This is a genomic window from Enterococcus sp. DIV1375a (assembly GCF_051712205.1).
GTDB lineage: Bacteria > Bacillota > Bacilli > Lactobacillales > Enterococcaceae > Enterococcus > Enterococcus faecalis.
In genome coordinates this window covers 26,858-52,754 of sequence record NZ_JBIOOM010000001.1, presented here as the reverse complement: position 1 = coordinate 52,754, position 25,897 = coordinate 26,858, and the positions used below count along the sequence as shown (strand labels likewise).

General features: G+C 38.9%; 25 protein-coding genes and 1 other annotated feature. Of the genes, 6 read left to right on the top strand and 19 right to left on the bottom strand.

The features are described 5' to 3' along the window. Window positions 1-28 precede the first annotated feature (28 nt). The 12 genes from IGJ63_RS00235 to IGJ63_RS00180 all read right to left on the bottom strand — a co-directional run bounded on the left by IGJ63_RS00235 (window position 29) and on the right by IGJ63_RS00180 (window position 10,224). On the bottom strand, window positions 29-331 hold the full coding sequence (locus IGJ63_RS00235) for a Veg family protein (protein WP_180758910.1): 303 nt from the start codon (window positions 329-331) through the stop codon (window positions 29-31). 57 nt (window positions 332-388) lie between these two features. Next, complete coding sequence (locus IGJ63_RS00230; protein WP_002356059.1) at window positions 389-955, bottom strand: sigma-70 family RNA polymerase sigma factor; 567 nt, start codon at window positions 953-955, stop codon at window positions 389-391. A gap of 85 nt (window positions 956-1,040) precedes the next feature. Continuing rightward, on the bottom strand, window positions 1,041-1,571 hold the full coding sequence (locus tag IGJ63_RS00225; protein ID WP_002356058.1) for an NYN domain-containing protein: 531 nt from the start codon (window positions 1,569-1,571) through the stop codon (window positions 1,041-1,043). Between the two features lie 14 nt (window positions 1,572-1,585). Continuing rightward, window positions 1,586-2,443, bottom strand: coding sequence for a 23S rRNA (guanosine(2251)-2'-O)-methyltransferase RlmB (rlmB, locus tag IGJ63_RS00220; RefSeq protein WP_101732150.1), 858 nt, complete (start codon window positions 2,441-2,443; stop codon window positions 1,586-1,588). Further along, complete coding sequence (locus tag IGJ63_RS00215; protein WP_002356056.1) at window positions 2,433-2,831, bottom strand: Mini-ribonuclease 3; 399 nt, start codon at window positions 2,829-2,831, stop codon at window positions 2,433-2,435. Before IGJ63_RS00215 ends, rlmB begins: the two co-directional genes overlap by 11 nt. Then, window positions 2,828-4,240 carry a cysteine--tRNA ligase gene (gene cysS / locus IGJ63_RS00210; RefSeq protein WP_002370606.1) on the bottom strand — a complete coding sequence of 471 codons (1,413 nt, stop codon included), beginning with the start codon at window positions 4,238-4,240 and terminating at the stop codon, window positions 2,828-2,830. Before cysS ends, IGJ63_RS00215 begins: the two co-directional genes overlap by 4 nt. Beyond that, window positions 4,233-4,772 (bottom strand): serine O-acetyltransferase EpsC, encoded by a 540-nt coding sequence (epsC, locus tag IGJ63_RS00205; protein WP_101732149.1) that lies wholly within the window; start codon window positions 4,770-4,772, stop codon window positions 4,233-4,235. The genes cysS and epsC overlap by 8 nt, the downstream gene beginning before the upstream one ends. 64 nt (window positions 4,773-4,836) lie before the next feature. Continuing rightward, window positions 4,837-5,043, bottom strand: a binding site (T-box leader). After that, the gene (gltX, locus tag IGJ63_RS00200) at window positions 5,042-6,499 is read right to left on the bottom strand and encodes a glutamate--tRNA ligase (RefSeq protein ID WP_010706819.1); all 1,458 of its coding nucleotides are present in this window, start codon (window positions 6,497-6,499) and stop codon (window positions 5,042-5,044) included. It overlaps the preceding feature by 2 nt. A gap of 52 nt (window positions 6,500-6,551) precedes the next feature. After that, the gene (ispF, locus tag IGJ63_RS00195; RefSeq protein ID WP_002367570.1) at window positions 6,552-7,025 is read right to left on the bottom strand and encodes a 2-C-methyl-D-erythritol 2,4-cyclodiphosphate synthase; all 474 of its coding nucleotides are present in this window, start codon (window positions 7,023-7,025) and stop codon (window positions 6,552-6,554) included. 18 nt (window positions 7,026-7,043) lie between these two features. Next, entirely contained in the window at window positions 7,044-8,189 is a 1,146-nt protein-coding gene (locus IGJ63_RS00190) for a PIN/TRAM domain-containing protein (RefSeq protein WP_002383500.1), read from the bottom strand. A gap of 100 nt (window positions 8,190-8,289) precedes the next feature. Further along, entirely contained in the window at window positions 8,290-9,660 is a 1,371-nt protein-coding gene (radA, locus tag IGJ63_RS00185; RefSeq protein ID WP_002356050.1) for a DNA repair protein RadA, read from the bottom strand. A 78-nt stretch (window positions 9,661-9,738) separates the two neighbouring features. After that, a complete protein-coding gene (locus tag IGJ63_RS00180) occupies window positions 9,739-10,224 on the bottom strand; it encodes a dUTP diphosphatase (RefSeq protein WP_002361472.1) in 486 nt (161 codons plus the stop codon). Window positions 10,225-10,543: 319 nt separating this feature from the next. Here IGJ63_RS00180 and proB point away from each other — a divergent pair, with 319 nt between their 5' ends. Then, complete coding sequence (gene proB, locus IGJ63_RS00175; RefSeq protein ID WP_101732148.1) at window positions 10,544-11,359, top strand: glutamate 5-kinase; 816 nt, start codon at window positions 10,544-10,546, stop codon at window positions 11,357-11,359. Beyond that, window positions 11,346-12,599, top strand: a complete 1,254-nt coding sequence (locus tag IGJ63_RS00170) for a glutamate-5-semialdehyde dehydrogenase (protein ID WP_438745768.1) — start codon at window positions 11,346-11,348, stop codon at window positions 12,597-12,599. Before proB ends, IGJ63_RS00170 begins: the two co-directional genes overlap by 14 nt. Before the next feature lie 91 nt (window positions 12,600-12,690). On the opposite strand, the gene IGJ63_RS00165 is transcribed toward IGJ63_RS00170, so the two are convergent. After that, on the bottom strand, window positions 12,691-13,638 hold the full coding sequence (locus IGJ63_RS00165; RefSeq protein WP_002383504.1) for a helix-turn-helix transcriptional regulator: 948 nt from the start codon (window positions 13,636-13,638) through the stop codon (window positions 12,691-12,693). A gap of 64 nt (window positions 13,639-13,702) precedes the next feature. On the opposite strand from IGJ63_RS00165, the gene IGJ63_RS00160 reads away from it, so the two are divergent. The 3 genes from IGJ63_RS00160 (at window position 13,703) to IGJ63_RS00150 (ending at window position 17,846) form a co-directional block, all read left to right on the top strand. Continuing rightward, window positions 13,703-14,170, top strand: a complete 468-nt coding sequence (locus IGJ63_RS00160; RefSeq protein WP_101732147.1) for a VOC family protein — start codon at window positions 13,703-13,705, stop codon at window positions 14,168-14,170. Window positions 14,171-14,177: 7 nt separating this feature from the next. After that, window positions 14,178-14,687 carry a ClbS/DfsB family four-helix bundle protein gene (locus IGJ63_RS00155; RefSeq protein ID WP_101732146.1) on the top strand — a complete coding sequence of 170 codons (510 nt, stop codon included), beginning with the start codon at window positions 14,178-14,180 and terminating at the stop codon, window positions 14,685-14,687. 543 nt (window positions 14,688-15,230) lie between these two features. After that, window positions 15,231-17,846, top strand: a complete 2,616-nt coding sequence (locus IGJ63_RS00150; RefSeq protein WP_002383507.1) for a YfhO family protein — start codon at window positions 15,231-15,233, stop codon at window positions 17,844-17,846. A 36-nt stretch (window positions 17,847-17,882) separates the two neighbouring features. Here IGJ63_RS00150 and mprF read toward each other — a convergent pair whose 3' ends face one another. The 5 genes from mprF to IGJ63_RS00125 form a co-directional block, all read right to left on the bottom strand. Beyond that, the gene (mprF, locus tag IGJ63_RS00145; RefSeq protein WP_101732145.1) at window positions 17,883-20,474 is read right to left on the bottom strand and encodes a bifunctional lysylphosphatidylglycerol flippase/synthetase MprF; all 2,592 of its coding nucleotides are present in this window, start codon (window positions 20,472-20,474) and stop codon (window positions 17,883-17,885) included. 189 nt (window positions 20,475-20,663) lie between these two features. Further along, window positions 20,664-21,044: a RidA family protein gene (locus tag IGJ63_RS00140; protein WP_010714971.1), complete on the bottom strand. Its 381-nt coding sequence runs from the start codon at window positions 21,042-21,044 to the stop codon at window positions 20,664-20,666. Window positions 21,045-21,143: 99 nt separating this feature from the next. Next, window positions 21,144-22,358, bottom strand: coding sequence for a MalY/PatB family protein (locus IGJ63_RS00135; protein WP_025189151.1), 1,215 nt, complete (start codon window positions 22,356-22,358; stop codon window positions 21,144-21,146). 14 nt (window positions 22,359-22,372) lie between these two features. Continuing rightward, entirely contained in the window at window positions 22,373-23,941 is a 1,569-nt protein-coding gene (gene malX, locus IGJ63_RS00130) for a maltose/glucose-specific PTS transporter subunit IIBC (RefSeq protein WP_002378674.1), read from the bottom strand. 148 nt (window positions 23,942-24,089) lie between these two features. Then, window positions 24,090-24,860, bottom strand: coding sequence for a MurR/RpiR family transcriptional regulator (locus IGJ63_RS00125; protein ID WP_101732144.1), 771 nt, complete (start codon window positions 24,858-24,860; stop codon window positions 24,090-24,092). Window positions 24,861-25,057: 197 nt separating this feature from the next. Between IGJ63_RS00125 and IGJ63_RS00120 the strand changes: the two genes are divergently transcribed. Then, window positions 25,058-25,261: a hypothetical protein gene (locus IGJ63_RS00120; protein ID WP_002383512.1), complete on the top strand. Its 204-nt coding sequence runs from the start codon at window positions 25,058-25,060 to the stop codon at window positions 25,259-25,261. Between the two features lie 46 nt (window positions 25,262-25,307). Here IGJ63_RS00120 and IGJ63_RS00115 read toward each other — a convergent pair whose 3' ends face one another. Beyond that, entirely contained in the window at window positions 25,308-25,835 is a 528-nt protein-coding gene (locus tag IGJ63_RS00115) for an HdeD family acid-resistance protein (RefSeq protein ID WP_002383513.1), read from the bottom strand. Window positions 25,836-25,897: the final 62 nt, after the last annotated feature.

Genomic DNA, 25,897 nt, shown 5'->3' with positions numbered 1-25,897 from the left:
TCCTTCACTCCTAAGCGGACTTTCTAAATTATACGGCTTGACCGATGAATTCGATTTCAACGGTGCGTGTTAAAACATCTGAATAGCTATAAGATACACGTTCAAATGAGTTCTCGTCTGGATCCAAGTCAACAACAAAAACAGATGGATAAGTCTCCGTTAAGATTCCTTTACGTTCTGTTTGGCGCTTTCTTCCAGTCTGAGCAACTAACATAATTTCACTGCCGATACGGCCTTCCAAATCTTTCTTAATTGACGATAACGTTGTTGGCATTGCATTCACCTCGAGAAACATTGTATCACTTTTTTTAAAAAATTTCAAGTTTATCATACTAGAAGTCTGTTTGCAACTACTTTTGCTCGACAAACCGGCTGTTTTGTCGAATTTTTATTCATTTTCTAATGTATATTTCATTTTTGCTTTGGCACGATCATAGGCACTTCGGACAGCTGAAAAAGTTCCCCCACGTACTTTAGCGATTTCTTCTAACGTGTAGCCTTTTAAGTATGCGTTTAAAATTTGTTGTTCCAACGAGGAAAGACGTGTCGGAAAAGCTGCCAATTTTTCTTGAATCATTAATTGACCTAATGGATCGGTGGCCGCTGTCCCTAAATAGTCCACTAACTCTTCACCAGCGCTTTCTAAGCGTTGTTCCAGAGAAATAGACAAGGTATCTGTTCGTCGCTTATAGGCGCATTGATGGCGAATTAAGCTATGTACGTGATTTTCAAAATTTCGTTTAAAAAACTTTCCTAATGATGCTTGTTTTTCTGAATCAAATCGTTCTAACGTCCGAAAGAAGACAATTCGCCCTTCTTGAAGCCAGTCCTCAGTATCATAATCTTTTAAATAGTATTTTTTCATGCACTTATAAATCACTGGCTGATATTGCCCATATAAAGCTTGAAATTGTTCTTGGTCTCCTGCTAATGCTTGCTGAATCTGTTCTAACATAAAAAGCCCTCCTTTTCGATAAACGTATCGAATGATTTAGGAGAGCATAGCATGTTAGAAATTTATGACTTAAGCGAACATTTGTTTAATCTTTTTTTTGAGACAATTCTTCTAGCTTCTCAGAAAGTTTTGATAACTGCTCCACGTTCCATGGAGAATTTCGACGAAATTGCTGGAAATGGATATCTGTTGCATGAATGGCAATCGTCTTTTCTGTTTTCTGGACAGCTTTGTAAAGTTCATTGGCCGAAGTCCGCAATGCACCTTGTGAAAAGACCACCCATTGTTCAGCCAAATCACTCGTTGCGACTGTTACTTGCGTTAAACGATCATTTTTTTCACCAGCTAGACGTTCAATATAACTATCTGCTGTTTCATCTTCTTTGGTGAAAACCACGGTCAAAAGGTACTTTTTGTACGTTTGCTGAATACCTGGGACTAATTGGGCATCAAAGACCACAATGATTTCCAACCCTTCATATTTGGCATAATTGGACAGACGACTAAGAAGCAGTTCACGCGCATCCTCTAAACGCTCTTGCTTTTTCAACTGGACCAATTCTGGCCAAGCACCAATCATGTTATAGCCATCAACGATTAACAATTGTTTTTTCATACAATCGCCTTCTTCTATAATGGGTTGCGGCCACGATAGACTTCATACATTAGCAAGCCTGCAGCCACACCAGCGTTTAAGCTTTGAACGTGTCCAGTCATTGGAATCGTTAATAATTCATCCACTTCTTTATGAAGACCTTGACTCATGCCACGACCTTCATTTCCGATGATTAAGGCAATTGCGCCTTGTGTATTCCAGCGACGATAATCCGTCCCAGACATATCTGTACCAAAAATCCAAAATTGATTCTCTTTTAGCGTTGCAATACTTTGCGCTAGATTCGTTACACGAGCCACTGGAATATGTTCCACGGCCCCTGTTGAGGCTTTGGTTACGGTTGGTGTAATTCCCACTGCACGATGTTTCGGAATGATGATACCGTCCACGCCTGTCGCATCAGCTGTTCGCAAAATTGAACCAAAGTTATGTGGGTCCTCTAGACTGTCTAAAATTAGGAAAAATGGTGTTGCTGTCTTTTCTTTTGTTTGTTCCAATAATTCTTCTAAAGTTAAATATTGATACGCTGTGATTGCTAAAACCATGCCTTGATGCACGCCGTGATCACTCATCGTATCTAATTTTGCTTTAGGCACCCATTTGACTGGAACCGCCTGTTCTTTCGCTGCTTGTTTTAATTGCTCAATTTTCTCGCCACGAGCATCTTCTTGTAAAAACAATTTATTCCCGCGTCCTTGCTGCAACGCCTCAACAGTGGCATGGAAACCAAAGACAAAGTTATCTGCTAGCTCTTCTGAGGTTCCATCAGCACCTGCTGTCGCTGGTCGTGGGTTCCGTTCTTTTGAACGCTTATCTGAACGCTCTGGACGTTTCTTACCTATTTTAAAAGGACGAGATTTTTCATTTTTCATTGGTTTCACCTACTTTCTTGATACACCAGTTAATTAATTCTTCTAAACGTTCTTTTTGTTGTGTTAAATGTAAATAACCCATCAAGGATTCGAAACCGGTCGCTACACGATAGGTCGTCACATCAGCATTTTTAGCAAAGGTGTGACTTTTAGCATTCCGACCGCGTTTGTACATCACTTCTTCTTCCTCCGTTAGCATTTCTCCCGCTAACATCGCTTGCATTAAGCTTGCTTGGGCTTTTGCTGACACGTAGTGTGTCGCCATGCGATGCAAAACATTCGGTTTCGTTTGTCCTAAGGAAACTAAATAATCACGAATGTAAATTTCATAAATCGCATCGCCAACATAGGCCAAAGCTAAACCGTTTAATTGTTTGTAATCTCTCATTCACTTCTTCTCCATCTCGTTCCTTGCGGAGTATCTTCTAAAACAATGCCTTGTTCTTTTAATAAATCGCGGATTTCATCACTTCGGGCAAAATCACGGTCTTTCCGTGCTTGGTTCCGTTCTTCAATTAACGCATCTACTTGTGCATCCACTAATTCTTCGTTTTTAAAGAATAAACCAAAAATAGCTAACCAGCCACTGAAAAGCTTATCCATTGCCACTAGAACTGGTTCCGAAACTGTCGCTTGTTCACTGTACTGATTCATCATCTTCGCTAATTCATAAACGACCGTAATCCCGTTAGCTGCATTGAAATCATCATCCATTTCCGTAATAAAACGTTGCTCTAATTCGTTTAATTGCGCTAAATAGTGTTCATCCTCTGGCAAACTTGCGACCGCATCTGCTTGTCTAAAACGTAAATTTTCAAACGCATTTTTCAATTTTTGATAATTGGCTGCTGCCTCTTTTAGAGTGCTTTCGCTATAACGAATCGGGCGACGGTACTGGGTGGTGGACATAAAGAAACGTAAAATTTGCGGATCCACTTTTTGAATCATTTCATGAACAGTAATGAAGTTACCTAGGGATTTACTCATTTTTTCATCGTCTTCACCAATTGTGACATAGCCGTTATGCATCCAGTAATTGGCAAAGGTATGGCCTGTTTTGGCTTCGCTCTGTGCAATTTCATTCTCATGATGTGGAAATTCTAAATCTTGTCCACCGCCATGAATATCAATCGTCTCTCCCAAGTGTTTTGTCGCCATGACAGAGCATTCAATATGCCAGCCGGGACGTCCTTTACCCCAAGGAGAATCCCAAGAAATTTCATCTTCTTTGGCACTTTTCCAAAGAGCAAAATCCAATGGGTCTTCTTTTAATTGTTGTTCAACGCCAGTTCGTTGACTTGCCCCCACTTCTAATTCATCAATCGATTGATGGCTTAATTTACCATAATTAGGGAATTTACGGGTGCGATAATACACATCACCTGCGACCTCATAAGCAAAACCTTTCTCAATTAAAACGTCGATAAAAGCTAAGATATCAGGCATGTGGTCCATCACCCGAGGATGTAACGTTGCTGGTTGGACATTCAATGCTTGCGTGTCTTCTTCAAAGGCTTTGATAAAACGCTCCGCCACTTCCGGCGCAGTAATTTTCAATTCTTTGGCTGCCTTGATAATTTTATCATCGACATCTGTAAAGTTCGAGACATAATTCACTTCATACCCACGATATTCAAAATAACGACGAATCGTATCAAAGGCGATCGCACTGCGCGCATTACCGATATGGATATAGTTATACACGGTTGGTCCGCAGACATACATCCGAACTTTATGCGCCTCAATTGGCGTAAATACTTCTTTTTCTCTGGTCAATGTATTATAAATTTTAATCATGCCCTTTTTCCACCTTTCTTCCATTTAGACGAACGACTTTCGCAGGAACACCCACAGCTGTGGCATCTGCTGGGATGTCTGAAATAACAACAGCACCCGCACCAATTTTTGAACATTCACCAATCACAACTGGCCCTAAAATTTGAGCTCGTGCCGAAATCATCGCTCCTTTTTTCACTGTTGGATGGCGTTTACCCGTATCACGACCGGTCCCACCTAACGTCACTCCGTGAAACAAAACAACATCTTCTTCTATTTCCGCGGTTTCCCCAATCACAATGCCCATGCCGTGATCGATAAAAACTCCCGCACCAATTGTGGCTCCGGGATGAATTTCTACGCCCGTTATGAAACGCCAAAATTGTGCATGAATCTTCGCCAACAAAAACAACTGATGCCTATATAAGAAATGAGACAAGCGATGCCAAAACAGGGCGTGCAAGCCAGGATACGTTAAAAGAACTTCTAGTGTGGTCCGCGCTGCAGGATCGTTTCTTTTAACAGCTGCGACGCTACGTTTCAACCAACTCATAGGGTGAACTCCTTTCTATTATACAAAAATAAAAAACGTCTTTTAAGCAACAAAAAAACGTTGCTTAAAAGACGCCCATGCGTGGTTCCACTTTTCTTCACAAGAACTAGCTCTTGCCTCGATACAGTTAACGCCTGCCGACGTCTTCGGTTACTTTTTTCACCGAAGCCACTCATAGATGCATTTCGACAAAAGATGCTCGCTGTTCTCACCACCCACAGCGTCTCTGAAATCCATCTGATTGTCTACTTCTTCTATTCTTTGTGTTTTTATAACACTTTATTTAAATGATCTAATGCTTTTTCTTTGCCTAATAATTCGATAGTTTCACCTAATTCAGGACCATGCATTTGTCCAGAAACAGCAATTCGAATTGGCATAAACAAGTTTTTGCCTTTAACGCCGGTTTCTTTTTGGACGGCTTTAATCGCTGCTTTAATACTTGGCACATCGAAAACGTCCAAGGCTTCTAATTGTTCTTTAAACGCATGTAACACAGTTGGCACTGTTTCTCCTTGCAAGAATTCTTTCGCAGCATCATCTAAAACTGGATGTTCATTAAAGAACAAGTTTGATAGTTCCACAATTTCAGCTGCATAACTCATTTGTGGTTGATACAAGCTAACTAATTGTTTTAACCATTCGATTTTTTCAGGAGATGGATTTTCTTCAACACGACCGTCAGCGACTAAATAAGGAATACACATATCTGTTAGTTCACTTAAGTCCATTTGTTTCATGTATTGATTGTTAATCCATTCTAATTTTTTCGCATCAAAGGCCGCTGGTGACTTGCTTAAGCGTTGTTCATCAAACAATTTAATCAAGTCTTCTTGTGAGAAGATTTCTTCTTCGCCAACAGGAGACCATCCTAGTAAAGCAATAAAGTTGAACATGGCTTCTGGTAAGTAACCTAATTCACGGTATTGTTCAATAAATTGTAAAATTGTTTCATCACGTTTGCTCAATTTTTTGCCAGTTTCTGAATTAATGATTAAGGTCATATGGCCAAAGACAGGTGGTGTCCATTCAAACGCTTCGTAAATCATTAATTGTTTTGGTGTGTTCGCAATATGATCATCGCCACGTAAAACGTGAGAAATTTTCATTAAGTGATCATCTACTGCAACGGCAAAGTTATACGTTGGCATCCCATCACGTTTTTGGATGACAAAATCGCCACCAATGTTATCTGACTCAAAAGTAATTTCACCTTTCACGATGTCATCAAATTTGTATTCTGTGTTACGTGGCACACGGAAACGAATCACTGGTTCTAGACCAGCCGCTTCTTTGGCTGCTTGTTCAGAAGGTGTTAAATTCGCACAAGTGCCTGCGTAGTGAGGCATTTCCCCACGAGCTTGTTGTGCTTCACGTTCTGCTTCTAATTCTTCTGGCGTACAATAACACTTATACGCACGATTGCTACTTAATAATTGATCAATCAATGGTTGGTAAATTTCTTTACGTTCTGATTGACGATATGGACCATATTCTCCCGGATGAGCAGGTGATTCATCCCATTCCATCCCTAACCATGCTAAGTTTTCCAACTGACTTTTCTCGCCGTCTTCGATGTTCCGCTTTTGGTCGGTATCCTCGATACGAATGATAAATTCTCCGTCATTGTGGCGGGCAAATAAGTAGTTAAATAATGCTGTTCTTGCATTCCCAATGTGCAAGTGTCCAGTTGGACTTGGTGCGTAACGCACACGAACTTTCGTCATGTTCATTCCTCTTTCCATTTTTTAAAAACAGACGGTTTAACGTCGTTTTCAGTTATTTTTCCAATAAAGCAACGGCAATTGCGCCGATTCCTTCTTTTTTACCAACAAAGCCCATCGTTTCCATGGTCGTTGCCTTAATGTTCACTTGTGTGACCGCTAAGTGGCAACTCGCGGCTAGATTCTTTTTCATCTCTGCCAAGTATGGGCTCATCTTTGGCTCTTCCGCTAAAATTGTACAATCAATATTGCCAATAGTAAAGCCCGACCGCCCAACTTTTTCATTTACTTTTTTTAATAAGTTTACAGAATTCGCATTTTTGAACTGCGGATCGGTTTCGGGAAACAGTTGCCCAATATCACCCAGACCAGCGGCACCAAGGATTGCATCAATAATTGCATGTGTTAAAACATCGGCATCTGAGTGCCCTAACAGACCTTTTTCATAAGGAAGAGTAACCCCACCAATAATTAAAGGTCGTTGCGGAACTAATTGATGAACATCAAAACCTTGACCGATTCGAATCATACTAAGTCCTCACTTTGCTTAATTTTTATCGTTTTTAGGATGGTTATCCTTGCGATCATTAATCCCGCGACCCGCATGCGCCGGTTTGGCAAAAATCATACGCCCAGCTGCGGTTTGTAAAGCACTTGTAACGACCACTTCGATTTGCTCATTCATGTAATGCTGGCCATCTTCTACCACAACCATTGTGCCATCATCTAAGTAAGCGACCCCTTGTTGACGCTCTGTTCCAGCTTTTACAACCATCACATTCATCGTTTCACCTGGAATCACCACTGGTTTCACAGCATTAGCTAAAGCATTAATGTTTAAAACAGGCACATTTTGAAATTCAGAGACTTTGTTTAAGTTGTAGTCATTGGTCACAACCACGCCATCTAATAATTTTGCTAATTTGATTAATTTACTGTCTACTTCAGAGATATCCTCGAAATCTCCGTCATACATCTCAACGGAGATACCTTCTTCTTTTTGTAAAGCATTTAAAATATCTAAGCCACGACGACCTCTCACCCGTTTTAAACTGTCTCCAGAATCAGCAATGTATTGTAATTCATATAAAACAAAGTTAGGGATGAGCAAAACACCTTCTAAAAATCCTGTTTTCGCGATATCGTAGATTCTGCCATCAATGATGACACTGGTGTCTAAAATTTTGTATTTATGGAAGTTGTCTTCCACTTTACGTTCCAACATTTGTCCTTCGGCGTCTTCCGTATTTGCTTTCTTTTGGCGAGGTGTGAAAACTTTTTTCCATTCCTCAATCCGTGTTGTTCCCATTCGGAAACCTAAGTAACCCAGAATAATCATAACTAGAATTGGTAGTAAACTATTCACGACAGGAATTTGTAAGTTGTACATTGGAATGGAGATAATGACGCCAATTGTTAAACCAATGATGGCACCAATACTTCCAAATAATAAATAGGTTAAACTCATTTCATTTAAAGCTGCTTCGATTTTTTTGACAGCGGAAACAATATACTTTGCTAACCCTAAAGATAAAATAAAGAAAATAATTGCACCGATTAATCCGTTCGTAAAGTTATTGTTTAACCAACTGTTATTGCCTTGCTTAGCCATTTCCCAAGCCATTGGGAAAAGAGAAATTCCTAAACTTGCACCAGCAATGATCATCAGCAACGTGATGATTCGTTTTTGCATATAGCCATCCTCCTCGTTTATTTAATAAAGACGTCTAGTGTTATGGGGCGTATAAAAATCATACGCCACCAACAACCTAAACGGATTATTTCTACTTTCATTATTTAAAAACTTTTCTTAACGTTTCACCAATTGTTGAAACGCCAATAATTTCAATCCCTTCAGGCGCTTCCCAGCCACCAAGGTTATTTTTAGGGACATAGACTTTTGTAAAGCCTAATTTTTGCGCTTCACGCACTCGTTGTTCAATACTATTCACGCGGCGGATTTCACCAGTTAAACCAATCTCACCAATGAAACATTCTGAAGATGAGGTTCCTTTTTCTTTATAGCTAGAAGCAATACTGATTGCTAACGCTAAATCAATAGCTGGTTCATTAATTTTGACTCCACCAGCCGCTTTTAGATACGCATCCTGGTTTTGTAATAAAAGGCCTGCCCGTTTTTCTAAAACCGCCATGATTAAAGAAACGCGATTAAAGTCCAACCCGGTGGTCGTTCGCTTGGCATTGCCAAACATCGTTGGGGTAACTAACGCTTGGATTTCCACCAAAATGGGGCGTGAACCTTCCATTGCTACCACAATCGAAGACCCAGTGGCTCCTTCTAAACGTTCTTCTAAAAAGACCTGAGAAGGATTCATAACTTCAACCAATCCATGTGTCTGCATTTCAAAAATACCAATCTCATTCGTTGAGCCAAACCGATTTTTGACAGCCCGTAAGATTCTAAAGGTGTGATGCTTATCTCCTTCAAAATAAAGAACCGTGTCTACCATATGTTCCAACATCCGTGGCCCTGCGATAGACCCTTCCTTCGTTACGTGTCCGACAATAAAAATGGCAATCCCATTCGTTTTTGCCAGTTTCAATAATTCGGCAGTTGTTTCTCGGACTTGACTGACACTACCAGCAACGCTGGTAACATCTGGCTGCGTCATTGTTTGAATCGAGTCAATAATGACATAATCTGGTTCTAATTTTTCAATGGCTCGTGATATTTCGTGCATATCTGTTTCTGCGTATAAGTAAAATGTCTCGTTGACGGTGCCTAGACGCTCCGCTCGCAATTTAATTTGCTCAGCACTTTCTTCACCAGAAACATATAAAACCGTGCCACCTGTGGCTGCTAATTGTTGCGATACTTGTAAGAGCAATGTTGACTTACCAATTCCGGGATCGCCACCGATTAAAACTAACGAACCTGGGACAACGCCACCACCTAAAACCCGATTCAGCTCCACTAATTCAGTTTTTACACGAGGCTCTTTTTTAGGTACGACTTCAGATAGCCGTTGTGGTTGTGTCTTTTTACCAGTCAAACTTACTCTAGCACGACGATCAGAAGTATCTTGAATAACCTCTTCCACCATCGAATTCCATTGTCCACAATTAGGACAGCGGCCGAGATATTTTGGAGACACATACCCACAGCTTTGACATTCAAATTGAACTTTTGCTTTTTTTGCCATGTAGAATCTCCTTATCTGTTGTTTATTTTAACATTTATTAAATGGTTTGAATAACGTTGCCTACTGAAAAAATGGGCTTTATTTTTGTCCAGACGAACCAAAACCGCCCGTTCTTTCTGCCTCGACTTGGTCATCATCCGCTAATAAAAACGGCTTAAAAATCCCTTGGCCAATTCGTTCACCTTTTTCAATGACAACATCTTCATATCCAAAGTTTAAAAATTGGAACATGATATGTCCTTCGTTATTCTCGTTATTATAATAATCACTGTCAATGACTCCGACACCATTCGCTAAAAGTAGGAACCGTTTTAGCGGGTTCGAAGAACGACTCACCAATTCTAAATATTCAGAATCAGGCATATACGCCTTAATTCCTGTTTTAACTAAAATTGGTTTGGGATTTTCTCCAGCTTGTTGTAACTTCCAAAGACTTGGTACAACGACCGTTTCGGCTGCTTGAAAATCATACCCCGCGGCACCTTTTGTTGCTCGTTGTGGGACACTCAAGCCCTCTTCTTGATACTTAGAAATAATCTCAAAACCACGTTGTTTCATATTCATTCTCCCCTACTGTCTAAACTACTCCTATTTTACCATAATCTCTGATACTCTGGTTGTTTTTAGTAAGTTTCTCATTTCTAAAAGCCCAGTTAATCTAGACTACGCAAAAAAGAGGAGAATTTTTGTTTATTTTCCTTCTTTTAGTCTATCATCTTCTCTTAAAATAAACAGACCAAATCCCAAAAAGTCCCAAGATTCCCTCAAAAAGTTCACACTTTCATTAAACTTTCTTTACTATTCATTATTTAGCACTTTCTAGTAGCCGCTGATTTTGTTATAATGAGTGTCAAATTTTACTGTAAAAAGAAACGAGGCACTTATGAGAAACAAACTCCAACAGGCCAAACGAATTGTGATCAAAGTCGGAACCAGTTCTCTGATTTATCCCAATGGCAATATTAACTTAAAAGCAATTGATCAATTAGCCTTTACTTTGAGTGATTTAAGCAACCAAGGCAAAGAAATTATTTTAGTTTCTTCTGGCGCAATTGGTGTCGGACTGAATAAATTAAATCTATCTGTGCGCCCAACGACAATTCCAGAACAACAGGCAGTCGCTGCAGTCGGCCAAGCAGAATTAATGAACATTTATAATCAGCGGTTTTCAACCTATAGCCAACAAATGGCACAAGTTTTATTAACTCGTGATGTTATTGAATATCCTGAAAGTCGCAATAATGTTACCAATACTTTTGAACAACTGTTAAAAATGAGTATTATTCCTATCGTCAATGAAAATGATACTGTCGCAATTGAAGAATTGGATCACTTAACCAAGTTCGGGGATAACGATCAATTGTCTGCCATTGTCTGCCAAATTGTTCAAGCTGACTTGTTAGTTATGTTATCAGATATTGATGGTTTCTTTTCAGATAACCCTACTGTCAACAAAGAAGCCACGTTATTCTCTGAAATAAATGAAATTAATGAAGACTTGTTCCAATTAGCCGGTGGTAAGGGGAGCCGCTTTGGCACTGGTGGGATGTCTAGTAAATTAAAAGCCGCTGAACGTGTGTTAGCTAATCAACAGGCGATGATTTTAGCAAACGGAAAACAACCAAAAATCATCTTTGAAATTTTAGAAGGAAAAGATATCGGTACGTTATTTATTAAAGGAGGGCATGAAAGTGACTGATTTAAAGCAACTAGGGCAACAAGCTAAAGAAGCCTCTTATACGCTAGGCTTGATGGATACTCGTCAAAAAAATACTTTGTTAAACAAAATGGCCGCAGCCATTGAAGCCAATGCGCCCCGCATTTTACAAGCAAATGCATTAGACTTAGAGCAAGCCGCTACCCACGGAATTTCTGAAACAATGCAAGACCGCTTACGTTTAACAGAAGAACGGATCACAGCGATGGCCGAGGGCATGCGCCAAGTCGCTACTTTACCCGATCCAATTGGGGAAGTAGATAAAATGTGGCGCAATGAAGCGGGGCTGTTAATTGGGCAACAACGCGTGCCTTTAGGTGTTATTGGAATTATTTATGAATCGCGGCCAAACGTGACAACAGATGCCGCTAGCCTTTGTTTCAAATCGGGAAATGCTGTTATTCTTCGAGGCGGAAAAGAAGCGTTTCACTCCAATCAGATATTGGTGACAATTTTACAAGAAGCGCTAATACAAGAAGCCGTTTCTCCCCATCTCATTCAATTTGTTGATGATACTTCTAGAGAAACAGCCCAACAACTTATGCGCTTAAATGACTACTTGGATGTCCTCATTCCACGTGGCGGCGCCAACTTAATCAAAACTGTTTTGACGACGGCCACTGTTCCTGTTATTGAAACGGGCACAGGCAATTGTCATATTTACGTGGACAAAGACGCTCAGTTAACAATGGCAACTGAAATTATTGTCAATGCTAAATGTCAACGTCCTTCTGTCTGTAACGCCGCCGAAACGTTATTAATTCATCAAGAGGTGGCTGAAGCCTTTTTACCAACAATTGAAAAAGCCTTGAAGGAGTTTCACGTGGAACTTCGGGCAGATGAACGTACGTTAGCGATTTTTGAAGAAGCCATTCCAGCGACTGAACAAGATTGGGAAACGGAATTTCTCGACTTTATCTTAGCAGTGAAAGTCGTTGATTCTTTAGACGAAGCCATCCAGCATATTAATCGCTACAATACAAAACATTCTGAAAGTATTATTAGTGATAATTACTTTGCCACACAACAATTTTTACAACAAGTGGATGCAGCCGCTGTTTATGCGAATGCTTCAACTCGTTTCACGGACGGTTTTGAATTTGGATTTGGCGCCGAAATCGGCATTAGTACGCAAAAATTACATGCCCGTGGACCTATGGGTCTAGCAGAGCTTACTTCGACAAAATATGTTATTTATGGAAATGGGCAAGCACGTTCTTAGAAAGAAAAACCCTTGATTTAAAAATCAAGGGTTTTTCTTTCTCCTCCCCAACGTGCATTTTTACACATAGGATTGTTCACAGTCCCACAATCTATTCTTGATATTTTTTTTGAATCCTCATTATACTTTCTACATATGCTTGTTTCACTTGGACTGGCTCTAAAATTGTCACTTCTTCACCAAAGCCCATAAAATAGTTGGCTAAAAATTGTGTTTCTGTTGGATGAATCTGTCCAACTAAAAAACACTCCGTGGGCGTTTCTTCCAACTGAATATTGTCAAAGCGATGTTTATAAAAAAATTCTTTGCCTTTTTCTGTAATGATTGCTTTAAATGGAATCGTACGTGCCGTCGTTTGTTGATGGCGATACGATTCTTTCAATTCTTCATTCGTAAAATCCAGTGTTTGGTTTAACTGCTGAATAGCCTCCATAAAATCACAGCGGTAAGTACGCCAAGCCTTTTTAGTCACATCATAGCCTGAACAATACCAATACCCTTCTAAAATAGTTAACCGGGTTGGTAAGATTTTTTTCGTTGTTGCTTCATATCTGGTATAGTTAAACTGAATTACTTGTTGCGCCAAAATACAATGAAACAGCTGCTCTAAATTGCCTGGTGCTTCTACTTGTTCAATTCCTTCGTAATAGACGACCTTACTCATTTGACTGATTTTAAATTGGGTTGGTTCATCTAAAGAATGCAATAATTTTTGCTTAATTTGCTGATAGGAATGACCAAACGGTGACTCTGCGACTAATTTCAGTAATTGTAACGAAAAAAAGATCGCTAACACTTCGTTTTCATTAAAATAAATCGGCGGCAACAACGGTTTGTTTAAAACTCGATAGCCACCATAACGACCATTCTCCACATATAGCGGCACGCCTAAATTTTCCAAAGCTTCAATATCCCGCAAAGCTGTGCTTTTAGAAATCCCAAAAGTTTTCATTAACTGATTTAAATTAAACTGAGGATGGGTTCTCAAGAAAAAAAGTTCCTGATTTAAACGTTCTGATTTTTTCATTTTTCCCTCCATCGGTGTCACTTTTTGACACCTTTTATTGTTATGCTTATCTTATCAATCTTAGGAGGTTCAAACAATGAAAAACACACAATTTGCCCTTTTTATGGTCTTAAATGGACGAGCAACGGAAGCCTTGACGTTTTACCAAGAAGCCTTTGCTGGTGATATTCTTTTTAAAATTACTAATCAAGAATTTAAAGAGCGCTTAAATCCTTCTTTGACCATTCCCGTTGGCGAAGAACACTGGCTTTCTCACTCGATTTTACAAATGGACACTTTTCAATTACAACTGGCTGATAATCCTTTATTTGCAGGAATGAATACCACGCCCACAGAACAATTGACCCTCAGCTTAACCGTCAATAGCCGTCACTCTGCCAAAACAATTTTTGAAAAACTCACGTGCCATCCCGAATCCTGTATTATCCAAGAACCAATTGAAAATGAATTTGCAACATTTTATGCGATTGTGAAAGATCCTTTTGGTTTAGTCACTCAAATTACTCATGAAAAACAAGCAGATCCTACCAAGAAAGGACGTTAGCCGAAGAATGCGAACCTATGAATCAAAAGAAGCCTTGATTGAAGCCATTCAAATAGCTTCACAAAAATATTTAGCTGAATTTGCAGAAATTCCTGAAACACTTAAAAATCACCGAATTGAAACAGTAGCTAAAACACCTTCAGAGAACTTAGCCTATCAATTAGGTTGGCTCAACTTGCTGCTTTCTTGGGAAGAACAAGAACAACGTGGTCTGACCGTTCAAACGCCAGCTGAAGGCTATAAATGGAATCAACTGGGCGCTCTCTATCAATCATTTTATCAAACCTATGGACAAATGAGTTTAGAAAGTCAGCTGATTGCGTTGCAAGACATCTTAGAAAAATTACTTCATTGGATTGCCTCGCTTTCCGAAGATGAATTATTTTTACCTCAACAACGGGCTTGGGCGACCACCAAAGCACAATGGCCTCTTTGGAAATGGATTCACATTAATAGCGTTGCCCCTTTTACTAGTTTCCGAACGCAAATTCGCAAATGGAAAAAAGCGTGTCTTTAAAAAGTTATCCACATTTTTTCAAAAAAAGCTTGACAAGCATTTTTAAATTCTCCACAGAAAACTTTGTGGATGAAATTTCTTATTTTTTCCAAAAAACTTTTCCACAGTGTTTATTTGTTCGACATTAAATCTTTGTAAATTCTAGAAAAAAGAAGATGAAAACGTTGTTTTAATAACGTTTTCATCTTCTTTCAACTTTATGGGTTCCTTTACTTTTAGCAAGCAGGACTTCTGAACTTGCGTCTATTTTTTTTAGCAACTCGAAAACTTATCCTTGTGGATAAACCGAGATAAAAAGCTTTTTTGTGGTTTTCAACAGAGTTATACACAAAGTTATCCACAAGGTGTTTTCAGCAATTTTTCGGAGAATATTCGTTGTTTAATCTGGTGATTTAGCATTTGAATGTCAATCTCTTACTACTAATTCTTCTTCACTCCACCCTTAGGATCCTAATAAAATTTTAAAGTTTTTCTTCTATTGGTACATCAAATAAAGAGTATGATAAACTATAGGTACTTTCGAAAAATCAGGTGAGGTTATTTATGAAAAATAAAAGTAGGCAGTTTTTAAAAAACAACTGGCCTTATATGTTAGCCAGTTTCTTCATTCCATTTTTAATTATGGCAATTATCTATTTGAGTATTGGGATTTATCCAGGAAGTAGTCGCAGTGTTTTAGCCAGCGATGCCTTTTCTCAATTTTCAAACTTTCACGCAAGCTTTAACAATGTTCTTCATGGAAAACAAAGTCTTTTCTATACGTGGAATGCTTCTTTGGGATTAAACTACTTGTCCTTAATTTCCTATTATCTTGGTGGCTTATTTACGCCGCTCGTCTTTTTCTTTAACAATCAAAACATGCCTGATGCGCTCTATTTCCTAACGTTGTTGAAAATTGGGAGTGCTGGCTTGAGTTTTTGGTTCTTGGCAAAACAAACCTTTAAGATTCCTAAATGGTCCCATGTGACTTTAAGTGTGTCTTATGCGCTAATGTCCTTCATTGTGGCCCATTCAGAATTAATTATGTGGCTGGATGCCTTTATTTATTTGCCACTCGTAATTTTAGGAATTCATCGTTTAATGGACCAACGAAAACCGACATTATTGTTTGTTAGTTATTTCTTGCTTTTCATTACAAATTATTATTTTGGCTTTATGATTGGGTTGTTTTCCTTCCTGTACTATTTTGCACGAACGTTTACAGACTGGCAACGATATAAATCTCGAATCGTTGCGTATTTTACTACTTCTCTTTTAGCTGGTGGAGCATCCATGATTATGGTCTTACCTGCTGTCTTAGATTTACGAACCAATGGTGAAACTCTTTCTGAAATTACAACCTTTAAAACAGAAGCGACTGCCTTTTTAGATATTATTATGAAAAATATGATTGGCGTTTACGATACAACCAAATATGGGTCCATTCCTTTTATTTACATTGGGTTGTTGCCTTTGATTTTTTGTCTCTTCTATTTCGTTACGAAAGAAGTTCCATTGAAAAACAAACTACTTTTTGGCAGTTTGTTTGTCCTATTGATTGCTAGCTTTTACATCACGCCCTTAAATTTATTCTGGCACGGCATGCATGCGCCGAACATGTTTCTTTTTCGCTATAGTTTCCTCTTTTCATTCTTAGTTATTTTGCTTGCAGGTTATGGTTGGGAGAAATTTGAAAAGGATGATCTCGGCGTCTTAAGCGGCTTGATTTTGATTCTTTTAGCAATTTTTGCTCTTGCAATGGGCACAAAAGGTGCTACTAGTTATACGTATGTGACTTTAACCTCTTTCGTATTAACAGCAACTTTTTTACTATTATACTTTTTCGGAATTGCTTTTTATCAATTGAAAAAAGCGCCTATGCAATACTTAGTGATTTTGTTATTGCTGCTCGTTTCTGGTGAAGCAATCATTAACACACGGGCGATGGTCACTGGTATTTTAGATGATTGGAACTACGCATCACGTAGCTTGTATTCTGAACCTTATCCTGACCTAAAAAATCTAGTCGATCAGACAAAAAAAGAAAATGATACCTTTTACCGCTTGGAAAATCTAAATGGTGTTTCGGCCAATGACGGCATTAACTATGGCTACAGTGGCATTAGCATGTTTTCTTCCGTACGGAACCGACATTCTTCAACATACCTAAACGCCTTAGGTTTCCGCTCACGAGGCACGAATTTAAATATTCGTTACCAAAATAATACCTTGTTAATGGATGCTTTGATGGGCATTAAATACAATATTGCTGAAAACAATCCAATGAAATTCGGCTTTGAACGACAAGCTGCTGCTGGTAAATATCAGCTTTATCGTAACGAAAATGCTTTGCCGTTAGGATTTTTAGCAAACAAAGAGATTTACAATGTCCGGCAACCTCTCAATGATAATTTAGGTAGTCAAACAAATTTACTAAATGCTTTAGCCAATACCAATGAACGGTATTTTACCTTTTATCAACCAACGATGACGCTTCAAAATAACGTGACAATTACGCAAAATACAGCTGGCGTAACTTTTACGGAGAAACAACATAACGTAGCCAAAGAGATTTCTTATACAGTCAATGTGCCCGCCAATACGCAAGCTTATTTGAGTTTATTCCCAACGGATTTTGCTCAATTGGAAAGTTCCACTGCGACGGTCACCGTGAACGGCTCAAGTCAGCAATCACAAATTGGCATTACTGGCCAATATTATAATTTAGGTTACTATCCCAAAGATACAACTGTTAACTTCAAAGTAAGTTTTTATGGAACCAAAGCAGTAAGTTTTGTTCAGCCGCAAGTGGTTGGCTTAAATACCAATGCATTTGAAAAAGCCATTTCCGCCGTACAAGAAAAAGGCGTTGATTTAACCACTGGCAAACGCTCTGCTTCAGGTACTTTTACCGCCGACAACGATCAAGTACTCGTCACTACAATTCCTTATGACAAAGGTTGGCGTGTCAAAATTGACGGCAAAAAAGTTACCCCAAAAGCCTTTAAAGATGCCTTTCTAAGCGTTCCTGTCAGCGCTGGAACCCATACTATTCAGTTCTCTTATTTACCAGAAGGATTGATTCCTGGCATCGTGTTATTCGTTCTATGTACTGGTGGTTTCGTTGCATACGTAACCTTGATTCCTGCTAGACGAAACCGTAAAAAAGAAGACAAATAAAAAATCACGCGATGGCTAAGTCATCGCGTGATTTTTTTAAATTTCAGTCATTGCTTCTTCCACAAGCGAAACACTTTGATGTCTTCCTTTCGTAATCAACAAGGAAAGTTGCACAAAAGCAAAGAGTACACTGGTCCGCTTAGGATAAGCAAAATAACGTGGTTGCCAACTAGTGACATATTGTTCTTTGCGCTTGCGTGTATCTTGAAACGCATAAATTTGATAACTATACTTGTAAAAAATATTAACAAAGCGTTCTTTTAAGAAAGAGTACTTGCTCTCCCCTACGTTAGCCAACGGCGCCATCCCAATATCAATTAATTGATAGCCCTGCTGTTGATAGGTTTCAATAAAATGAGTGAACAAATATTCTCTAGTAAAAGCAGGTGCTTCTGAACGAATACGTAACAAATCATACGAAATACTTTTGCCTTTTTCCATTTCTTTTCCCGTAATAAAACCAATGACCGTTTGTTTCTGTCTCACCAAGCCCACGCTACTGCATTTCAAATACTCGGGATCCAACCGTCCACCAATAAAGTAGCGCTCTTTTTGATTCCGTGACCAGTCCGCAGAAACTCGTTCTATCTCTTGATATAAGGCATCACTAATCGTTTCGGGATAAAATTCAAACTGAAAATCCGCTGCTTCTGCTGCTATTTTTTCAGTCACTGTTTCCGTCCAGGCTGTTTGATTCACTGTTGACGGCTCATCAAATTGAATCAAGCCTTCTTCCCCAACTTTCATAAATTCAAAGCCGCAATCGTGAAGATTCATAACATATTCTTCCGAGATACGATAAAAAACTAATTGATAACCTAACAAATCAGCTTGATCCATAAACGCCAGTGTCGCCGCTGTCCATTTCTCTCGTTGCCCAATTGGATCCGCCAAGACAAAGCATTTATTAAACTTCATTTGAAACCCAAAAAGTACTTGATCTTCGACTTCTTCTTGGTAATAAAAATGACCATAATCCTTTAAATATAAAAATTGACTGCCTTCGTTGCCACCAAATTTTTCCAAAAAGCGTGTCAACCGCGCTTCTTCAAACCCCTCACCTAAAGTAACAGTTGTTTCGGCTAAATATTGATACAAAAAGAATAAACCAATCAAGGAAATACTTAATCCAATCAATCCGTTAAACCAAACATCATCTGACGGAAACAACAAAAAGTGATTGATAACTTGATTGCCACCAGCTGGTCGTGCGGCGTAATAGCCAGCAACCGCATAACCGATAAACAAGCAGCCAAACAAAATACTATCTACCGTTAAAGCGCCCCATGAATAAACAAACTTTTCACGATAAAATTCTTTACGAGCCAAAATAACCGCCAATAAAATAACGGCATAAACAGCAATCAACTGCCACGAAGTCGTTCGTGCCACCGTATTTACAATACAAAATCCTAGTAAAATAATTGTAGGCCAATAAGCTTTTTTCACTTTCATAGAAATGCCTCGAGCTAAACCTAATAACAAGAATCCTACAAATAAATTCAATGTTTGATCTAAAAAATTAAAAGAAAAGGGAAGTAACACTTGGAATAAACGACTGACATTCGACAAATTCGTCACAGTCGATAATAGAACCATCATAATTCCTGCAAAATATAACGCCGCCACCAAAATAAAATGCGCCACTTTTTGTGAAAATAACCGAGGTAAATTATCAAAAAATTGATTAACTTTCATGCCTGCTTGTTGCAAGAACAAAATAACTCCTGTCATAAAGGGCGTCACATAATAGAACAAACGATAATACAACAACCAGACGACCGCTTGTGATCGATCAATCCCTAATTGTGATAAGCCCAAAATCATTAAGACATCAAACGTTCCCATACCACCAGGAACCATAGTTAACATCCCAATCAACGTAGCGATAACAAACATTGGGTAAACAGAAACCATCGAAACTGGCACCTGCATCAAGCGACCTATCATCAAGAAAGCAAACATCCCACCTAGCCATTGACCTAATGAAGCGCCGAATAAAAGGAGCACCGCTTTTGGAAAAAATGTTTTAAACAATGTTCGCCGTTTTAAATACGTGAAAAACCAGAGCGCTGGCGCAATCAGGCTGCCCAATAATAACCAAACCCAATATTCACGAAAAACATTTTGGGTTCGAATAAAAAATAAATCAACAAACGCCACAAAAGATAAAATAGATAACCCTGAAATCAAGAACAGAGCAACTTTTGAGACCGTTGCTACAACCTTGCCCCGCGGTACATCTTTTCCGTAAAAATTAATCCGTAGCGTTGCCCCAACCACGCCGCCAAAACCCGCTAAGTTATTAATGGTATTAGTGACCCAAGCCGAAGTTAACCAATCCATTCGTTTCATTGGTGGCTTACCTTCTTTTTCCAATAATTTAACGACTACATAGTCATAAAGGAGCATCGGAATAACCCCTAATAGTCCTGCCAAGACCATACCAATTAAACGCCCCGTACTTTGTTGTTCCATCGTGGAAAAAATATCCGCCCAGGTCATGCCTTGAGCGATATGTGTCACTTGGTTAGCCACGAAAACTAATACAGAACCAAGAAAAATTAGTTTCAATAATAAACTGTGTTCTTTCAACCACTGCGTTAGTTGGCTAATATTTTTTTTCATCTTATAGCCTCTTTCATATCTCTTTTCTATTCATTTAACTTTCGTTTTATCGATTTTCTTCCATGGTAGCCTATTTGCTGAAAATTTTCCAGCACGGCTAGACATTTTAGCTGAATCGTATTGTTTTATTGAAAAAAAAGAGTGAAAAAAATCTAAGACGATTTTTTCTCACTCTTTTAACTGTATTTTTTACGCCACTACTTCTGCGATAATCTCAATCTCCACCAACACATCCATCGGTAATTTAGAGATTTCAATCGTTGTGCGTGCAGGATATTCCGCACTAAAATACTCAGCATAGACTTCATTGAATGCCGTGAAATCCGCCATATTTTGTAAATAGCATGTCGTTTTGACTACATGAGCAAAATCACTACCAGCTTCTGTTAAAAGCCCTTGAATATTTTTCAGTACTTGATTGGTTTGTTCTTTAATCGTTGTCCCAACCACCTTGCCTGTTTCAGGATCCAGTGGAATCTGACCAGAAGTAATCAATAAACCATTCACAATTTTTGCTTGTGAATATGGCCCAATTGCTTGTGGTGCTTGCTTTGTTTTAATTGTTTTCATTTCTTTTCCCCCAGTAAATGACAAGTTGTTACTTTTTGTTATTTTATTTGTTTCTATTTTTCCATTGTACTGCAACCATTTTCGGAATGCTATCTTTTCTCAATTATTCCCAAGCGCTGATGTTGTGCCATCCTTTTGTAAAACAGCTTCAAAACCTTGGCGCATCCTTTCAAGTCCCTCGTGTAGTTTTGCTTGCGAACAGCCAATATTTAACCGTAAAAATCGCTGTCCATTACCGCCATAAATTGAGCCGTCCATAATGGCGACTTTCCCCACAGAAACTAAAGCCTCTTGTAAGCGGGCCACATCTGGAACTGCCGCTGATACGTCCAACCACATTAAGTAAGTGGCTTCCAGCTCCGTCACTTTAATTTTTGGCAAATATGTCTGTAAAAAATCTTTCACGTAACGTTGGTTCTCCGCTAAATAATCATTCAACTCGTCAACCCAAGTACCACATTTTTGATAGGCCGTCATGGTTGCTAGCATTCCCAAAATACTTGTTGATGATAAACCATCGGCATTTTTTAATTTGAGCTGAAAAGCGTCACGTAATTCGTTATCTGGAATTAGGGCGTAAGCAAAAATCAGCCCTGGAAAATTAAAGGTTTTCGTGCCACTGGTAATAATGGCAGATTTTTTATAACCAAATTGCGTAATTGGTCGATGAACTTGGCCTTTATTAACGATATCCATATGAATTTCATCAGAAAGTAAAAACACATCATACTGTTGGCACAATGAAACCATTCGCTCTAATTCCCATTGCTCCCAAACACGTCCTGTTGGATTATGCGGGGAACATAAAAGCAAACAGCGATTTTCTGGTTGCGCTAGTTTTTTTTCTAAATCAATAAAATCAATGCTGTAGCGCTTCTCTTGATAAAGCAGTTCATTTGCCACTACTTGCCGCTTATTTTCCTGAATAACTTTAAAAAATGCATCATACGCAGGTGTTTGTAAAATAATGCCCTCCCCTTCATTAGTTAATAATTGGATCAACGCAGAAATCCCATAGATAACGGTCGGGGTATACATAATCCAGTGTTCTTCAATCTTCGTCTGGAATCTTGTCTGGTACCACGTTTGAATTGCTTCTTTTAATTGTGGATGGTTCCACCTCGTATAGCCAAATACGGGATGTTTCAAACGCTCCTGTAATGTTGCCAGAACTGCCTCTGGCACAGCAAAATCCGTATCGGAAATAGTGAAGGGAAGCAAGTCCGCTTCCCCAAATCGATCTTCTACAAAATCCCACTGTGTACAATACGTTCCTCGTCGATCAATTGCTTTATCAAACGACACACTCTTCACCTTCTGTCTTTTTTCTAACCTAAAATCATCTCTAATTGATTACGGACCGTTGTCACTTTGGTTCCGATAATCACTTGCACATTCTGCGCATCTAAATGCACGACGCCTAAAGCCCCTAATTGCTTTAATTTGTCATCATCTACTTTATTAGCATCTGCTAACACTAAACGTAAACGCGTAATGCAATTATCAATAGCTTGAATATTCTCTTGCCCACCCAAAGCCGCTAAAATCCCAGGCGCATCATAGCCACCCGTTTTCTTATATTGAACTTCTTGATCGGTATATTCAGTCTCATCTAAGACCTTGTCTCGTCCAGGTGTTTTTAAATCAAAGGTTACAATGACTGTTTTAAAGACGAAATAATAAACAACAAACCAGATAGCGCCGACAATGAGAACCCACCACCATTTTGTATAAGTTCCTTGTAACAAGCCAAAAATAACAAAGTCCAGTAGCCCGCCATCAGTGTTTCCAATCACAACACCCAATAAAGCCATTACCATGAAACCTAGACCAGTCATAATGACATGAAACAGCCATAATAATGGACTAATAAATAAGAATAAAAATTCAATTGGTTCTGTAATGCCAGTGATAGCCGTAGCAATTACACCTGAAAGGAGTAAGCCTTTAATCTTATGTCGATTCGCCGGAGCTGCAGTATGATACATCGCAAGCGCCGCCGCTGGTAAGCCAAAAATAAAGGTCGGCATTTTCCCTTGTGACAAGAAAGCTGTTGCGCTTGGTGAAATCGGTAAATTATTTTGCAATTCTGCATAGAAAATATTTAACGCACCAAACACTTCTTTGCCAGCCACCACCGCTGAACCCCCTGCTTCAGTAAAACGAATCATGGAAACCAAAATATGATGCAACCCAAACGGCAACAGTAAACGTTCCCCTGACCCAAACAGAAAAGGCCCAAAAATACCAGAACGTTGGATAAGTTGGCCAATCGCCATAATCATTAGCGCGAAAAGTGGCCAAACTAACGGAATGACTAATCCCACGAAGGCCATCACTAATGAAGTAATAATTGGCACAAACCGTGCGCCAGAAAAGAAGGCAAAACTATCTGGTAGTTGCACCGTATAAAATCGATTATGCAACTTATAGACAATAAGCCCCGCGATAATTCCACCGAGAACGCCCATTTCAATCGTTTGAATCCCAAAAACCATTCCTTGGCCGGCTTCCCGCAACTGTTCAGGATCCACGAGGCGATTCGTCTGCACTAAATAGAAATTAATCGCTAAATTCATCACCGTATAGCCTACGAAACCTGAAAACGCAGCAATTCCTTTTTCTTTCCGAACTAACCCCAACGGAATGGCCATTGCAAACATGACAGGTAAATAGGCAAACGCAAAACCACCAATTGTCGACATAAATTGGAAAATAATTTTTACTGCGGGCTTTCCTAAAAACGGGATTGTTTCAATCATAGATTCACTGGAAAAAGAACTTCCTAATCCCAACAAAATCCCCATAAAAGCTAATAAAGCCACTGGCAACATAAACGTTTTGCCTAATCCTTGGAAAAACTCCCAGAAAGTCGCTTTCTTTTTCTTTACTGCCATTTCTTAACTCCTCCATTCATTCTTTACAAAACTAAAAATGATTGCGTTTACATTCATTGACCTCATTATAACTAGCCCAAAACAAAGAAAAAAGAGGCTACACTTTTTCTGTATCCCCTTACATCATTTAGTATGGTGTTGCATAAAATTACCGCGGCTGCTTTGCCTCTGCGTACATTAATAAAACCGTATCGAACAAACAAATGACAGCAATTCTTGAACTTAAATCCACGCGCTGATGATAACGTGTCGTCCCTTTGGCAAATAACGTCGTCGTCGACAATTTTTCCAAGGTGCTTCCTTTAGTCGAAATCAAACTAATCATCGGCACTTGCTGTTCCTGCGCTACACATGCATACGCTAAAATCCCCTTAGTTTCTCCTGTATAACTGACAAAAATGGCTAAATCCCGTCCATCCAGATTCTTAACTGCTGCCGCTTGTTCATCCCAATCAGATCGTGCATAGGCTTTTTTTCCTAAAAATGTTAGCTTTCGTGCAAAATCAGTACAAATAGGAAAACTGCCACCAACACCGAACACTTCAATCGTATTCGCGCACTCAATCATTTTTAGCATTTCCGCGACTTTGGCTTCATCCATCTGTTGAAAACTATCTTGCACGTTGGCGATCAACTGTTGCGTAATGGCTTGAAAACTACGACTATCGCTTTCTGTGCTCTCGCTCTGCACCGATTGGACGATCGCATATTTTAATTCTTGGAAGCCTCGATAACCTAAGTGTTTGGCTGTCCGAGAAATAGTGGCTGTTGAAACAAACAACGCCTGCGCCACCTCATAAATGGTTTGTGAACTAATTTCCGTCATATGCGTCAAAATATAATCCAGTACTTGATTTTCAATTTTACTTAAATCATTTCGTTTCTTTTCTAACAAAGCGATTAATCCCTCAGTCGTCATCCAATCCCTCACTTTAAATCCTTTTTTATAATTATACACCAGAATATTCTGATTATTTCAATCAGAAAGTCCAAAATAACCAACAGCGGCTCCATCATTCGCCAGAGAAAAAAATCAGCCTTCCGATGGAGGTGCTTGTTGCGCATTCTTGCTATACTCTGTATATAGAAAACAGGAAAAATTTGGAGGTAGTACGTATGAATAATCAACGACCAATGTTTATAAATATTCTTTTAGTGGTCCTTTTATTTTTAGTTGTCGGTTCACTCTTTAGTGCCGTTGTCGGTATCGTGGGAAGCTTATTGTGGCTAGCAGTAAAAATTTTAGTTCCCGTAGCGATTATCGTGTGGCTTGTTCGAACAATTTCGGGAAATAATGGCAACTGCCACCGTCGTTATTAAAAAAAACCAGGTTTTCCTTTTCGGAAAACCTGTTTTTTTACTTCTTTTATCTAAAAGCATATACAATATTGCTAATACCAAACATCATAAAGTAAAAGCCAACTAAGAAGCTTAAAGTTAATGCTGAAGACAATGGATTAAATAATAACATTACACCTAAGATAATCCCTAAAACATCAACAATTAATGTGAACCAGAAGTAACCTGTGCTTACTCGTTTAGCAAAATCTAAAGTAAATAAGCCGAAAATTGAGTCGAATAAAAACCAAATTGCAAAAACAAATGGTAACACAGCGACACCAATATTTAAGTTAAACAATAAGTAAACACCAATTAGGATATCAATAATCCCTAAGATGATTGGTGCATAAGCTTTGTAGCCTAGCAATTCTTTCATACGATTACGTACAAAAATTTCGAAAATCCCTTTAATAATAGCAAAAATCGCAAAAACCATCACAATGGCAATTAAATTACCGGCAGGATTTTGGAAGGAAATTAATGCAGTCAGAACAAATAGAATTCCTAATACTAATGAACCCCAGTCTATTCCATGATGTTGTCGTTGTTCCATGACACTCACTCCTCTATAAAATAATTTATTACACTTATTATGTTACTACTATTTTATATGTT